The sequence below is a fragment of the Neisseria sp. HMSC073G10 genome (assembly GCF_001812605.1).
Classification (GTDB): Bacteria; Pseudomonadota; Gammaproteobacteria; order Burkholderiales; family Neisseriaceae; genus Neisseria; species Neisseria subflava_A.
The window spans coordinates 63,257-78,443 of sequence record NZ_KV809516.1; the positions used below are offsets into that span (position 1 = coordinate 63,257).

12 protein-coding genes and 2 pseudogenes are annotated in these 15,187 nt (G+C 47.1%); 12 read left to right on the top strand and 2 right to left on the bottom strand.

Annotation, left to right across the window (positions count from 1 at the left end; translation table 11 throughout):
* The first annotated feature begins 226 nt into the window (after positions 1–226).
* The 6 genes and pseudogenes from msbA to hemE all read left to right on the top strand — a co-directional run bounded on the left by msbA (position 227) and on the right by hemE (position 7,467).
* Complete coding sequence (msbA, locus tag HMPREF2865_RS04960; protein ID WP_070646012.1) at positions 227–1,993, top strand: lipid A export permease/ATP-binding protein MsbA; 1,767 nt, start codon at positions 227–229, stop codon at positions 1,991–1,993.
* Between the two features lie 85 nt (positions 1,994–2,078).
* Positions 2,079–2,855, top strand: coding sequence for a ferredoxin--NADP reductase (locus HMPREF2865_RS04965; protein ID WP_070646015.1), 777 nt, complete (start codon positions 2,079–2,081; stop codon positions 2,853–2,855).
* A gap of 71 nt (positions 2,856–2,926) precedes the next feature.
* Positions 2,927–3,628: pseudogene (locus HMPREF2865_RS12360) on the top strand (uroporphyrinogen-III synthase); the annotation flags it as partial.
* 150 nt (positions 3,629–3,778) lie between these two features.
* Positions 3,779–5,050 carry a uroporphyrinogen-III C-methyltransferase gene (locus HMPREF2865_RS12365; protein ID WP_283120642.1) on the top strand — a complete coding sequence of 424 codons (1,272 nt, stop codon included), beginning with the start codon at positions 3,779–3,781 and terminating at the stop codon, positions 5,048–5,050.
* Positions 5,047–6,270, top strand: coding sequence for a heme biosynthesis protein HemY (locus tag HMPREF2865_RS04975; RefSeq protein ID WP_070646021.1), 1,224 nt, complete (start codon positions 5,047–5,049; stop codon positions 6,268–6,270). Before HMPREF2865_RS12365 ends, HMPREF2865_RS04975 begins: the two co-directional genes overlap by 4 nt.
* 135 nt (positions 6,271–6,405) lie before the next feature.
* Complete coding sequence (gene hemE / locus HMPREF2865_RS04980) at positions 6,406–7,467, top strand: uroporphyrinogen decarboxylase (protein WP_070646024.1); 1,062 nt, start codon at positions 6,406–6,408, stop codon at positions 7,465–7,467.
* A gap of 269 nt (positions 7,468–7,736) precedes the next feature.
* Here the strand turns inward: hemE and HMPREF2865_RS04985 are convergent, their stop codons facing one another.
* On the bottom strand, positions 7,737–8,255 hold the full coding sequence (locus HMPREF2865_RS04985; RefSeq protein WP_070646027.1) for a hypothetical protein: 519 nt from the start codon (positions 8,253–8,255) through the stop codon (positions 7,737–7,739).
* 397 nt (positions 8,256–8,652) lie between these two features.
* Positions 8,653–9,147, bottom strand: a complete 495-nt coding sequence (locus HMPREF2865_RS04990) for a hypothetical protein (protein ID WP_070646030.1) — start codon at positions 9,145–9,147, stop codon at positions 8,653–8,655.
* 158 nt (positions 9,148–9,305) lie between these two features.
* On the opposite strand from HMPREF2865_RS04990, the gene HMPREF2865_RS11965 reads away from it, so the two are divergent.
* From HMPREF2865_RS11965 to HMPREF2865_RS05015, 6 genes and pseudogenes are all read left to right on the top strand, one after another.
* Positions 9,306–9,530 carry a hypothetical protein gene (locus HMPREF2865_RS11965; RefSeq protein WP_141752521.1) on the top strand — a complete coding sequence of 75 codons (225 nt, stop codon included), beginning with the start codon at positions 9,306–9,308 and terminating at the stop codon, positions 9,528–9,530.
* Positions 9,531–9,633: 103 nt separating this feature from the next.
* Positions 9,634–11,127 carry a cardiolipin synthase gene (gene cls, locus HMPREF2865_RS04995; RefSeq protein WP_070646032.1) on the top strand — a complete coding sequence of 498 codons (1,494 nt, stop codon included), beginning with the start codon at positions 9,634–9,636 and terminating at the stop codon, positions 11,125–11,127.
* Between the two features lie 309 nt (positions 11,128–11,436).
* A complete protein-coding gene (locus HMPREF2865_RS05000) occupies positions 11,437–13,533 on the top strand; it encodes a TonB-dependent receptor plug domain-containing protein (protein WP_070646034.1) in 2,097 nt (698 codons plus the stop codon).
* Between the two features lie 464 nt (positions 13,534–13,997).
* On the top strand, positions 13,998–14,192 hold the full coding sequence (locus tag HMPREF2865_RS05005) for a YgaP family membrane protein (RefSeq protein ID WP_003685761.1): 195 nt from the start codon (positions 13,998–14,000) through the stop codon (positions 14,190–14,192).
* A gap of 12 nt (positions 14,193–14,204) precedes the next feature.
* Positions 14,205–14,725: pseudogene (locus HMPREF2865_RS05010) on the top strand (rhodanese family protein).
* A gap of 79 nt (positions 14,726–14,804) precedes the next feature.
* The gene (locus tag HMPREF2865_RS05015) at positions 14,805–15,107 is read left to right on the top strand and encodes an ArsR/SmtB family transcription factor (RefSeq protein WP_070585615.1); all 303 of its coding nucleotides are present in this window, start codon (positions 14,805–14,807) and stop codon (positions 15,105–15,107) included.
* The last annotated feature ends 80 nt before the right edge of the window (positions 15,108–15,187 follow it).

Consider the following 15,187-nt stretch of genomic DNA (forward strand, 5'->3'; position numbering starts at 1 on the left):
CGGCTGTCTTTGACGACTGAAGAGGCCGTCTGAAACTTTTTCAGACGGCCGCGACTAGTGTTTATGAAGTAGGCAGCGTTATTGCCAATCCAACCGCATTACAGTCGTTATCATATAAAATCAAGGCGTTAAAACAATACCAACTCCTTTTGACTTTCAATTGCAAACATTGTAATGACAGATATTTTCGTTTAGAATTGCATGTTTGCTCTAAATCTGGATTGATATGCAGACAACACAAGCCACATCCAACTGGGAGCTGTACAAGCGTTTGCTTGGATATTTAAAAAGCTATTGGAAGATGTTTATCGTCTCCGTAGTGGCCATGCTGATTGTCGCCGGTACGATGCCGGCTTTCGGTTACTTGCTCAAACCTTTGATTAATGAAGGTTTTGTCGATAAAAACATGAAAAGCATGTCATGGTTGCCGCTGGCAATTGTGGCGCTGTTTTTCATTCGCGGCCTGTTCAACTTCATTAACGAATATTGCACGACTTATCTGTCCAGCCACTTGGTGCAGCGCTTGCGCGGTGAAATGTTCAACAAAATGATGCACCTGCCGACTTCGTATTTCAGCAGCAATACCGGCGGCCGTTTGATGTCTCGTATCTTGAACGACGTCAATCAAATTACCGATGCAGGGTTTAACGTCATTACCGTGATTGCCAAAGACGGCGTGAGCGTGGTCGGCCTGTTGGGTTTATTGACTTATCTAAACTGGCGTTTGACCCTGATTACTTTTATTATTTTGCCAGTCGTCGCCGTATGTATCCAAACGGTCAGCAAACGCTTGCGCAAATTGTCTGCCAACAACCAAATTTATCTTGGCCAGCTGATGCAGGTCTTGGGCGAAAGCATAAACGGTGAACGTGTTGTAAAAATCTACGGCGGTCAAGATTATGAAAACCGCCGCTTCAACCGTATTGCCGACGATGTGCGCCGCAACCTGCTCAAACAGGTTTCCGCCAGCTCTGCCGGTACCGGCATTACGCAATTAATGGCTTCAGTTGCTCTGGCTGCAATTATTTACGCAGCAGCCCGCCAAGCAGGGCTTTCAGGATTTAGTGCAGGCGATTTTATGTCGTTTTTGTCCAGCATGATCATGATGTTTGACCCCATCAAACGCATGACCGGCGTGATGCAGTCTCTGCAACGCGGTTTGGCGGCGGCAGAAAGTGTCTTCACCTTTTTGGATCAACCCGAAGAAAGCAACGAAGGCAAACAGATTCTCAGCCCAAACCCTGGCGATATCGAATTTTGCGATGTTGTACACCGCTATCCTGAAGCCGAACGCAATAGCTTGAACCACATCAACCTGCTTGTACCGCAAGGCAAAGTGACTGCATTGGTCGGCGCATCAGGCTGCGGTAAAACCACCTTGGCCAATATGTTGCCGCGCTTCCTCAATCCGGACGAAGGCAAGGTCTTGATTGGCGGCGTCAACATCAATGAATATACGCTCGAAAGCTTGCGTAGCCGTATGGCATTCGTCGGCCAAAACGTTGTCCTGTTTAATGGTACGATTGCTGAAAACATTGCCTATGCTCAAGCTGACAAATTCAGTGAAGAAGAAATTATCAATGCTGCAAAAGCCGCGAATGCTTGGGAATTTATCCAAAAAATGCCACAAGGCTTGCACACTGAAGTTGGCGAAAACGGTTTAAAACTGTCCGGCGGCCAACGTCAACGCCTCGCCATTGCGCGTGCACTTTTGAAAAATGCGCCGATTTTGATTTTGGACGAAGCCACCAGCGCATTGGATAATGAATCCGAACGTTTGGTGCAAACCGCATTGGAAAACCTGATGCAAAACCGTACCACATTGGTGATTGCCCACCGACTTTCGACCATCGAAAAAGCCGACAATATTGTTGTGATGCATGAAGGCAATGTAGTCGAACAAGGCACTCATCATGAATTGATCAACGCAGGCGGACGCTATTCCGACCTGCACAGCCTCAGCGAAAAATCAGCCAAACCGGCAAGCAAGTAGCTGAACACCATATTCCATTCTTTTTATTAACCTTGGCCGCCCCGACCTATCCTTTTCAGACGGCCTTATCCGACAGGAAATATCAATGGCAGCATTCAACACCCAGAAAGTCTTGTCCGTACACCACTGGACCGACGCTTACTTCACTTTCACCTGCACCCGTGACGAATCTTTGCGCTTTGAAAACGGCCAATTCGTCATGGTCGGCCTGATGGTAGACGGCAAACCGCTAATGCGCGCATACAGCGTGGCTTCTGCCAACTGGGAAGAGCATCTGGAATTTTTCAGTATCAAAGTACAAGACGGCCCATTGACCAGCCGCCTACAACACCTTAAAGTCGGCGACGATGTCCTTATCAGTAAAAAACCGACCGGTACATTGGTTGCCGGCGACCTGAATCCGGGCAAACACCTCTACCTCTTGAGCACCGGTACCGGCATCGCCCCTTTCTTGAGCATTACCAAAGACCCTGAAATTTACGAGCAATTCGAAAAAATCATCTTGGTTCACGGCGTACGCTACAAAAAAGACTTGGCATACTACGACCGCTTCACCAAAGAATTGCCCGAACACGAATACCTGGGCGACTTGGTTAAAGAAAAACTGATTTACTATCCAATCGTTTCACGCGAAGAATATGTACACCAAGGCCGTCTGACCGATTTGATGCGCAGCGGCAAACTCTTCGAAGACATCGGCCTGCCTAAAATCAATCCGCAAGACGACCGCGCCATGCTGTGCGGCAGCCCTGCCATGTTGAAAGACACCTGCAGCGTCTTGGACGAATTCGGCCTGACCGTTTCTCCGAAAACCGGCGTTCGCGGCGACTACCTGATTGAGCGCGCATTCGTCGATCAATAACGTACGTCAGCAACAGGCCGTCTGAAACCCTTCTTTCAGACGGCCTAAACCTTAATAATTTATCCCACATTATGCCTACTCTACTCATCATCCGTCCGTCCAACCGTCCACAGCAAGATATCCAAACCTGCCATGCAGCCGGTTGGCAGGCTCAGGTATTGAGTCCGATTGAAATAGAGGCAGACCGTTCGGCACTAAACAAACTTCCCGAACAATTCAAGCAAGCCGATGTGGTGTTTTGGGTCAGCCCGACCACTATTGAAACTGCAGTACCGTATCTGACCTTTTCAGACGGCCCTAAAGTACACATTACCGTCGGCCAAACCAGCCAACATACTTTGGCGCAATTCTCCCCCTATCCCGTATTCTCTCCCGAAGATGGTAACGACAGCGAAGCCGTCTTGAGAATGCCTATTTGGAAAAACCTACCACCCAACGCCCGAGTTCTAATCATTCGAGGCCATGGAGGCCGTGATTTTCTAGCAGACAAACTGACCGAACTGGGTTTCCAAATCAACATCGCCGAAATCTATTTTAGACGGCCACACGCCATCGATTGGCAGAACTTTAAAACTGAAGACATCGCCGCCGCCTACGTTACATCCGGCGAACTTGCGCGCGAATTTTTCCATCAGATTCCGCCACAATTTTCCCGATTCTTCGAATCCTTGCTATACTTTACCCACCATCCGCGCATTGCCGATGCGCTTCGCATCGTCGGTGCTAAACATGTAGAAACCGTCACTTCTTTATCCGCTGCACTTTCATCCATACCACAAAGGAGCCAAGCAGTGAACCCAGTCGAAGACAATAAAGATACCCAACAAGTTGCCAATACAGCAGCTCCGGCGCCTGAACGTTCTGAAAACACCAGGCCGTCTGAACAAATCAAACCTACCCAACCTCAGCGAGTGGAGGCGAGCATGCCCGAGTCCAACAATCTCCCACAAAACAACGCCCCTGTTATTATCAAACAATCTGGCGGCAAAGCCTTGGCCGCAGGTGCAACCGTCTTGGCACTGCTTGGCCTGGGCGCGAGCGGATTCCTGTTTGTACAGGGTCAAAATGTTTTAAAAAACCAAGAGCTCGAATTCAACCAAAAAATCGACAAAGCCGCGTTGGGCGAATCTGAAAACGCCAGCCTTTTAAAAGACAACCTCAACCGCCAAACTGCTATTCAGACCGAGTTAGACCGCCTGAACAACGGTCAAAAAAACAATAGTGATCAAATCCTGCAAACGCAGAAAGCTTATCAAGAGTTACTCAAAGGCCGTATCAACTGGCTGGTTGACGAAGCCGAATCCATGCTGAACACTGCTTCGCAACAATTGATGCTGTCAGGCAACCTACAAGGCGCGGTCAGCGTATTGGAACACATCGACAGTCGCTTAAGCCGTTTTGAACAGCCTGAACTTATCCCCGTCAAACAAGCCATCAGCAATGATTTGGCCGCACTGAAAAACCGTCCTTATGTCGATATTTCCGCTACAGCCTTGCGTATCGACCGTCTGGAAACCGGTATTTCAGGCCTGCCTTTGGTTTTGGACGGAGTATTGAAACCAGGTGCTGCGCCTGTCGAAGCCACTAATTCAGGAACTTGGTGGGAAAACACATGGGAAAAATCCCTCAATGCCCTCAAAGGCTTGATTGAAGTCCGTCATCTGGACAGCAACGACGCCATGTTGATTTCACCCGATCAAACCTACTTCATCCGTGAAAACCTGCGCCTGCGCCTTTTGGATGCGCGCATTGCCCTGTTGCAACACAACGGCGAAGTGTATCAAAGCGATTTAAACAACGTTGAAGCAACTGTAAAACAATACTTCGACAGCAAATCCCCTGCTACCCAGTCATGGCTGAAAGAGTTGGCCGAACTCAAAGCCCTTGATGTCCGCATGATTTCAGACGACAGCCTGAAAGCCAGCTTGAGCGCCGTTCGTGCTTATCAAGAAGGTTCGCGTACACAAATGACGACCGAAGAAGCTACGCAAACCCAAGCTACCGAGAAAACCGCTTCCTCTCCGGCTGCAACTACCGAGCAAGCCACAACTGCCGCACCGACTGCCGCTTCTGCCCCTCAATCTCTAGAAGCACCTGCATTGCCGTCTGAAAACAAAAAAGAACCGGCTGCCGAAGTTGCCAAACCACAAAACCAAACCAAGCCTGCTGCCAAAATTAAAGGAGAGCAAGCATGAAAACCGTCGTTTGGATTGTCATTCTGTTTGCAGCCGCCGTCGGTTTAGCGTTGGCTTCCGGCATTTATACCGGCAACGTGTACGTCGTGGTTGAGCAAACCATGCTGCGTATCAATCTGCATGCCTTTGTTTTAGGCCTGCTGTTGAGCGTATTCGTCTTGTATTTCCTGATAAAATTCGTGTTTGGCCTCTTGAACATTCCGGCGCGTATGCAACGCTTCGGCATTGCCCGCAAAGGCCGTCAGGCTTCTGCCTCTTTGAACAGCGCAGGTCTGGCATATTTTGAAGGCCGTTTTGAAAAAGCCGAACAAGAAGCCGCCAAAGTCTTGCAAAATAAAGAAGCAGGCGACAACCGTACCCTGGCTTTGATGTTGGGCGCGCACGCGGCCGACCAAATGGAAAACTTCGAATTGCGCGACCGCTATCTGCACGAAATCGAACACCTTCCACAAAAGCAGCAACTGTCCCGTCATCTTTTGCTGGCCGAATCTGCACTGAGCCGCCGCGATTATCCGACTGCCGCACAAAACCTTGAAGCCGCAGCAAAAATCAATAGCAACTTAAGCCGCCTATTCCGCCTGCAATTACGTTATGCCTTTGATCATGGCGATGCTTCAGATGTTTTGGCAAAAGCAGAAAAACTGGTCAAAGCCGGCGCCATCAACGATTACGAAGCCGAACAGTATCAAAATTGGGCATATCGCCGCCTCTTAAGCGAAGCAACCGATGCGGGCAGCCTGAAAGCTTGTTTGAAACACATTCCCGAAAGCGTGAAATCAGGCGAATTGTGTGTCGCGATTGCCGAAAAATATGAGCGTTTGGGTTTGTATGCCGATGCGGTCAAATGGGTTAAAACCCATTATCCGCAAACCCGCCAGCCCGAGCTCTTGGAAGCTTTTGTCGAATCCGTGCGTTTCCTAAGCGAGCGCGAGCAACAAAAAGCCATCGACTTGGCAGACTCTTGGCTGCAGGAACAACCCGACAATGCACCGCTGTTGATGTATCTTGGCCAACTGGCTTACGGCCGCAAACTTTGGGGCAAAGCCCAAGGCTACCTCGAAGCCAGCATCGCCCTGCAACCCAGTGTATCTGCACATTTGGTCTTAGCTCGCGTGTTTGATGAAACCGATCAGCCGCAAAAAGCGCAAGAACAACGCAATCTGGTTTTGGAAAGCGTGGCCGAAGAAGAACATCCGGCAGCCCTTCCTCAGCCAAATTGATGTGCTGATTTCGCATTAAGCGATAATATGAAATCTACAACAGAACCAACCATTTAATCATTTCAGACGGCCTCAATACATATCTAAGGCCGTCTGAACTTTGTCCAACACACCAAATCAGAAAGCCTATTTATCATGACTGCTCTGAAAAACGACACTTTCCTCCGCGCCCTGCTTAAACAGCCTGTCGAATACACACCTATCTGGATGATGCGCCAAGCCGGACGCTATCTGCCTGAATACAAAGCCACGCGCGCATGCGCAGGCAGCTTTCTCGATTTGTGCAAAAACACCGAGCTGGCAACCGAAGTTACCATCCAGCCTTTAGAACGTTTTGATCTGGACGCAGCAATTCTGTTTTCCGATATTCTGACCGTTCCAGATGCTATGGGTTTGGGCCTGTATTTTGCCGAAGGTGAAGGCCCAAAATTTGAACGCGCCTTGCAACACGAAGCCGACATTGCCAAATTGCAGGTTCCCGACATGGAAAAACTGCAATACGTCTTTGATGCAGTGACTTCCATCCGTAAAGCACTGGACGGCCGAGTTCCGCTGATCGGCTTCTCAGGCAGCCCGTTCACACTCGCCTGCTACATGGTTGAAGGCGGCAGCAGCAAAGAATTCCGCACCATCAAAACCATGATGTATTCGCGCCCTGATTTGCTGCATAAAATCCTCGACACCAATGCTCAAGCCGTTACCGCTTATCTCAACGCCCAAATCGATGCCGGCGCACAAGCCGTACAAATTTTCGACACTTGGGGCGGCGTGTTGAGCGATGCAGCGTTTAAAGAGTTCAGCCTGAAGTACATCCGACAAATCGTTGCCGGACTCAAACGCGAAAGCGAAGGCCGCCGCGTGCCTGTTATCGTATTTGCGAAAGGCGGCGGCTTATGGCTGGAAAGCATGGCAGAAATCGGCGCAGACGCATTAGGCTTGGACTGGACCTGTAACATCGGCGAAGCCCGCCGTCGCGTCGGCGAACAAGTTGCCCTGCAAGGCAATTTTGATCCGTTCGCCCTCTTTGGCACACCGGAATCTATCCGCACCGAAGTCGCACGCATCCTTGCCGACTACGGCAACGGCAGCGGCCATGTATTCAACCTCGGACACGGCATCAACCAACACGCCAATCCGGAACACGCCAAAATCTTGGTCGATACCGTACACGAATTGTCCCGTCAGTATCACGCTTGATTGAGCGCGTAACGTAAAAGGCCGTCTGAAACCGTAGTTATTGTTTCAGACGGCCTTTTAGCTCAAACCTTGAGAACCGCATGCGTGCGTTCCGCACACATCCTACTTGTTGAGTTTAGATTTCATATGGGCTGCGGATTGCTCATGATTCATGGTTATTCTCCTTTTCTAGTTTGCAAGCTGCGGTTATTTAGAACAAGATTTAATTCAGTCATAAGCTTCTCATGATGAAAAATGTAAACATGGTTTTCTATAACTTATTCTATTAATTATGTATTCAATAAACTCAAATCATCATTTGTTGGAATGGTAAGGTGATTTTTATTATTTCTAGATTCCCCATTAACATATTCTGAGAATGCACATGTTTTGCAGCAATAAACTAATCTATTAGTCTCGATTTCCTTCCATAAATCAAAACCATAGGTGCCATGGCAAATATTACATTCCATATCTGGTTCTTGAATAATAAATAAATTCTCTAAAAAATTTTGTAGCGATTGATAAATATATGAATTTTTTCTTTGCATGGAAATATCTATTTCCCGTTTAAGAGCTTTTAAATCGTAAAAACTAATTAGTGATTTTTTTATTGGATAATTAGGGATATCTGAAATTTCTATATTCATAAATTTAGAAATATTTGAATAGTGATCTAAAAATTCTTTCTCTAAACTAGGATAATCATGTAACCATTTAAGAATTAAAGTTGCGAGTAAGATATGATCTACATTATTACCTATACCCTCTATTTTTTCTTTTAAAGAAAGTATTATTTTTTTTTGCATAATTACTGCCCTTTCACTGGATATGTTGTGATTAAATTTCCCATTTTGTCAGTAAATATCTTAATATATCTAGTTGGTGTTCCTCCTTCCTTCAAACTAGTTATACCAATATTCTTACCAGTATCGACTACACGGACAAACTGACCGCCAGGGATGGCGGTTACTGGAGAGGATATCGTATTTCTACTTTGTAAAATAACTTTTAATTCATTTGGAGTTATTGAAAAAATAGAACGGCTATTTTCAATTGGCCTATAAAATGGCCGCCTATTAGGGTAAGCATAGGTAGTGTCGCCACCGCTCAAGCCGATAAGTAAAGGTTGTCTGAAACAGTTTCCTAGTTTTCAGCCAACCTGTATTACGTAATGAGGAGAATATCTTAAATAACTAAGCATCCTCAATCATAATTTAGAGAAATTATTTTTTCAGAGTCTAATTCTGTTAATATAATTAACTTATTAATTTTATCTATTTTCCAGTCTGATATTATATTGGTAGATACTAAATTCTCTCTTGTTAAGTTTTTATCTGTAATAATTGCACCCAACTCATGAATAATACAAATTTTTTGATTCTCCAATAAATAAATATCAAAAACTATTCCATCTATATTTATCATATTAACTTCTAATTTTTGTATAGAAATACAAAAAACGACTGAATCAAATCCGATAAAAATATTTTTATCATCAAGTATTAATACTTTTGGGGAAATACTTATACAGGAAACAGCTAATCCAATACCTATATTGAATTCTTTGTGAAAAGAAAGAATAAAACATCGATAAATCTCCTTTCCTTCCTCTCTTAGAATAATATATTTTTGATAAGTATTTAGTAAATAGTCCTCTAACTCTCTTATGGAATTATAAGGATATTTCGTTAATTTCATTATTTGAGACCTTTACAAAATTCCCAAAAATCCCCTAAATTCCGACCCAAGACATTTAGGGGATTTCTCATGAGTACCTTCTTCCAACAAATCGCACAGGCCATGATTGCCAAACACATCGATCGTTTCCCACTATTGAAATTAGAGTAGGTCATTGATTGGCAGTTGACCAAGGCAGCAACTGCTTATTCAGTATACACGTTTCCGTTGCTATGTTAATCGTGTTGCACGAGCTGACAACTTTGGACTCTACAGCATTCTTTCCCCTCGTACTGATCGACCTGCCCACAGGTGCAGCATTGACTGTATTGTTTAGTGGTTTAACACCCCAAAACCGACGAAAAACAAGACCTAAAGGCCGTCTGAAAACAAAAACACGATAATCGTGTAAATTTGTTTTCAGGCGGTTTTTCTATATACTTAATATCTAAAGCTTATCAGCTGACACCTTCAAACTTAAAAACACATCCACTCCCGCTACCGAATATGAATTTTTTAAAAGACATCACCTGGACCGAAATTTTCATTTTCGCCCACACCTGCGCCGCACTAGTCTGTATGCTGCGCGTGTTGTACAAACAAAAAAATATCGGCTCAACCTTTGCCTGGCTGATTATCCTCTTCCTTTTCCCCGTATTCGGAACCATCGCCTACATCCTTGTCGGCGAGCCTCGTCTCGGCACGGCCCGCGCCAAACGTACCGGTGAAATGAACCGCTTCTACCGCAACTTTGCCGCCGCCCACCTAGCCGATATCTATCTCGACATTGCCGACCAAGTGAAATCACGTTACCACGGCATCAGTAAAGTTGCCGAAAAAGGAACGGGGCTGGGTGCCACCAAAGGCAACGCCATGAGCCTGCTCTCAACCACCGATGCCATCATCGACAGCATGCTTGCAGACATGCGCGCCGCAACCCATTCATGCCTGCTGGCCTTTTACATTATCGAGCCCAAAGGCCGCATCGAAGAAATTTTAAATGAAATTCTTGCCGCCGCAGATCGAGGCGTTGACTGCGCCATTTTGGCCGATGCCGTCGGCAGCAGGAGTTTTTTTGAAAGTGACTGGGTAGAGATACTGCGCCAAGCAGGCGTTGAAGTACATACCTCCTTACCTGTCGGCATCTGGCGTACATTATTCACACGCACCGACCTGCGCAACCACCGCAAAATCCTCGTTATCGACAGCAAAATCGGTTACACAGGCAGCTTCAACCTCGTCGATCCGCGCTACTTCAAACAAAACTCAGGCGTCGGCGAATGGATAGATGCCATGATGCGTTGCACAGGGCCTATGGTTTTGGAACTGTCTGCCGTCTTCTTCGCAGACCTTGCCGTCGAAACCGATGAAAACCTCCAAAACGTACAAACATACCTCAATCAAGCCCAAAGCCTGCTACCTAAAATCCTTCCCGAAAAAATGCAGCAAGGCGATATTGTTGCCCAAATCATTCCATCCGCTCCCGAGCAAGGCAGCTTCGTTATCTACGAAACCATCATCAGCGCCATCTATGCCGCCACCAAACAAATCACGATTACTACTCCCTACTTTGTCCCCGACGAGCCGCTTCTCATGGCATTAACCGTTGCTGCCAAACGCGGCGTCAAAGTAACCCTGATACTGCCTGCCAAAGTCGATTCACTGATGGTGCGCTACGCCTCACGCGCCTACTACCCTATGTTGCTGGAAGCCGGCGTCAAAATCGCAATGTTTGAAGGTGGGCTCTTACATGCCAAAACCATGACCATTGACGAAGACTACTCCCTCTTCGGTACGGTCAACATGGACATGCGCAGCTTCTTCCTCAATCTCGAAATCAGCCTCGCCATCTACGATCGCGATACCACCAAACAAATCTGCCACCTGCAGCGCAGCTACCTTAAAAACAGCAGCTACATTGCCATCAAATCATGGCAACAACGCTCCAAACTCCGCGGCTTCGTGGAAAATGCCGTCCGTCTAATGAGCCCTTTGTTGTAAAACATAAATATTTAGGCCGTCTGAAAAATATTTTTCAGACGGCCTTTTAAATAAAATACTGATAGATAAAATTCTTTATTGACAAGCTATCCCTTCTCTCCCTCTCGGAAAAAGTAAGACTCAACCCATTTCCCAACCAAAGAATCTTTACTAAATTTAACTAAAATATAAACTAATTGATTTTTATAAAAATCCTATTAATTTGAGACTGGAATAAAACAGAATGTATTTATTAATATCCATTAAGAATTTGATAATCATTATTACAACAATTAGAATAAACAGTCAATTTTTTACTTAGGAAAAATCATGAATAAGGTCTCCTCTCCTGTATTCCGCCTTAGTATCATTACACTCGCATTATCAACAAGCTTTGCTCATGCCGAAAATTTGCAACCCGCAGAAACTGCCGAGCTGAATGAAATTAAGGTTACCGGTACTGCCGTACCGACTCGTGTAACCCGCAACCAGCTCGACCGCGAAATTTCGACCGATTTAAAACAAGTCATGAAAGATCAAATCGGTATGGATGTCGGCGGCGGCAACGGCGTGGCGCAGTTTTACAGCATCCGCGGCGTTGGTGAAGACAAAATTAACCTAGAAGTCGACAACACCAGCCAATCCACAAAAATCTTCCACCACCAAAGCCGCTTCCAGCTTGATCCTGCTTTGGTGAAAAGCATCAACGTCGAAAAAGGCACAGGCGCGGCGAGCGCGGGTTTGGGTGCGGTCGGCGGTACCATCCGCGTAACAACGGTTGACGCGAAAGACCTGCTGACCGACGGCAAACCTTTCGGTTTCAAACTGGGCGCAGGCTTGAGCAGCAATAAAGGCTCAACCGGCAGCGCAGCGGTTTACGGCTATCAAAACGGCTTCGATGCCCTGTTTGCAGGCAATTTCCTCAACAACCGTGACTACAAAGACGGTAACGGCAATGTCAACCTCGGCAGTCGTCTGAAGCAGCACAGCTACCTCGCCAAACTCGGCTACGACTTCAACGACGACCACGGCATCCGCCTGACCTACCGTCAGGAATACCAAAAAGGCAACCGCACCGACAAAGCCGAGTTCCAAAACGTTGACAGCTACATCGGCGTGGACGGCACTTATCAAAAAGAGCAGACCTACAATCTGGAATACCGTGGCCGCAACGTCGGTTTCCTCGACAAAATCGACGCCAACGTCTTCCAAATCAATACCGATGACACCAAACCGCCTAAAGGTGCGCCTTCTCCAAAAGCCCAAGCTTCCGGCACGGCGCAAGGTGGCGTTCCTATCGGCAAACTTGAGTTAAGCAAAATCAAAGCGACCGGCGCGAATCTGAACCTCGCCAGCTCTTTCGGCGACGGACACATGGTGAAATACGGCGTTAACTACCGCCACGAAACCTCCGAGCCGTCCGACAAAGGAGCGTGGCTGAAGATTCTCGGCCTGTATGACCGCGACAAAGAGAAAAAAGCCGAATACGGCGTGTACGCGGAAGGCATTTGGAACCTGCACCCCGTTACCCTGACCACCGGCCTGCGTTACGACCATTTCAAATACAACGCCGCCAGCAAACAAAGCGCGTCGCACGGTCAGCTCAACCCCAGCATCAGCGCGATTTGGGACATCAACGACAACTTCTCCCTCTTGGCAAACCTCAATCAGGCAAGCCGCGCGCCCCGCCTGAACGAAGCCCTACTGGCTAACGAACGCGCAGGCGCTGCCGCCGATTTGGACAGCAACCTCAAAGCTGAAACTGCCCGCCGTGCTGAAATTGGCTTCAAATGGCGCAACGACAACTTCAACGTCAGCGGCAGCGTGTTCCACCAACGCATCAAAGACCTCATCGTCTATCGTTGGGCAAAAATCAACAACAACACCGCCTCCATCACCGAACGCGGCAAGATTTACAACGGCGGCACGCTCAAAACCTACGGCTATGAACTTGACGCATCCTATCGCTGGGGCGGCCTGACCGCGCGCGCCGGCGTGTCCTACGTCAAACCCCGTCTGAACGGCGACATGTACTACGGCGAAAGCCCGATTCAAGCGGAAGACCACGAAAGCTCGTTCACCTTTTGGAACACCGGCCGCCAATGGCTGACCGGACTGTCTTACCAGTTTGAAAATCCCAAACTCGAAATCGGCTGGCGCGGCCGCTACGCCCAAAGCGTGAAATACACCGACGTCGCCCGAGGACAAGGTACGATACACGGCAAGAAAGCCGGTTACGGCGTACACGACATCTACGCCAACTGGCAGCCGCTGAAAAAAGACAACCTGAACGTCAACTTCGCCGTCAACAACATCGGCAACAAGCAATACCGTTCGCACAGCCAACGCTTCCCCGACGGCAACGGACGCGTGCCCTTCTACGAACGCGGCCGCGAGTTTGCCTTGGGTGTGAACTATCGTTTCTGATGATACGAACGACCTTATAAAGAAACCAAAGGCCGTCTGAAATTCAATTTTCAGACGGCCTTTTATAATTCGTAGACAATTTGATTTTAAATTGTTTCCTCTCCCTTGCTAGTTACACAACGGATTATCCAGTCTTCAAATCGTCTCCATTGGGCTTCTTTTCCGAATCGGTCATGATTTGATTCCTTCTGAAAACTGACTACTCATTCTTCCAATATAAATAAAATATTATATAGATCATCTCCAGTGCCGTCTGAAAATATCAGGCTGTATTTTTACATTTAACCATGCCGTTGGAGATTGATTCTATTTGTGCGTTTAAAAAATACAATGCAAATATTCATTACACTTTTACTGTAAACCATTTGACAAAGTCATCTTTAAAGCTATAATATTTCTCATATATGATTTTTGTTATATATGTTTATTTATAGACAATCCATTCTTAAACAAGGAGCAATAAAATGAAACGAAACTTGGGTACTTTAGATCGCGTAATCCGTATTGTTATCGGCGTAGCGCTGATTGCTGCAGCCGCTACCGGACAAATTGGCTGGTGGGGTTGGCTGGGCATCATCCCCCTGGGTACAGCACTGATTGGCAACTGCGCACTGTACAGTTTATTGGGTATCAACACCTGCCGCATCAACAAAAAATAACGAAGGCAAAACATGAGTACGGTCGGACAACTCCCGCGAATCACGCCTTCCGAAGCAATGGCAAAAATCCGTGAGGGCGCGTTGGCAGTGGACATCCGAAGCCAAGCCGAATATCGGGGCGAGCATATTGGCGGTGCATTATCCCTTCCGCCTGAACAACAGCGAGACAGACTGCCCGATAATTCAGCCTCGTGCCTGATTTTTTATTGTCTGAGCGGCAAACGTACAACTCAGGCAGAAACTATATTGTCAGCGCTTGGCCAAGGTCGAGAATGCTATATTCTAGAAGGCGGCTTACAGGCATGGAAGGCTGCAGGGCTTCCTATTGTTGCCGACCGTGCCACACCGGATATCATGCGGCAGGTGCAAACCATAGCGGCAGTTTGATTCTGTTGGGCGTGCTGGCAGGTTGGCTGGTATCGCCTTGGTTTTATCTGATAGACGTGATGGTCGGCGCAGGCCTATTAACGGCCGGACTAACCGGATTCTGCGGCATGGCTCGCCTGCTGGCCAAAATGCCATGGAACCATTAAACAAAGGCCGTCTGAAAGTTGCTGCTGAGGCCATTATGACTGATAATTCGACCTCCTCATTTGCCGACAAGCGTGAAAAATGACCATTGCCGATAATCAACCGCCCTACGAAGAAGCCACCGCTTTTCTCAAACTTCTGGCCAATCCCAACCGTCTCGCCGTATTGTGCAAACTACATGAAAGGCCGCACAATGTAACCGAGTTGGCTGAATCATCCGGACTGCCGCAAGCGGCAATGTCCAGCCAATTAGCCCTATTACGTGAAGCCGGTTTGGTATCGTTTGAAGTGAACCATCGGGAAAGGCAATATTATATTGCCGACCCCCGAGTTAACGAGATGATACAGCTGCTGTATTTTTTTTTCTGTGCAGGAAAAGATTGAAATATGGTTGTACTGCCTTAGAAAGGCTATTCGGAAAATTAACCTAAAAGGTCGTCTGAAAATTTTTCAGACGACCTTTT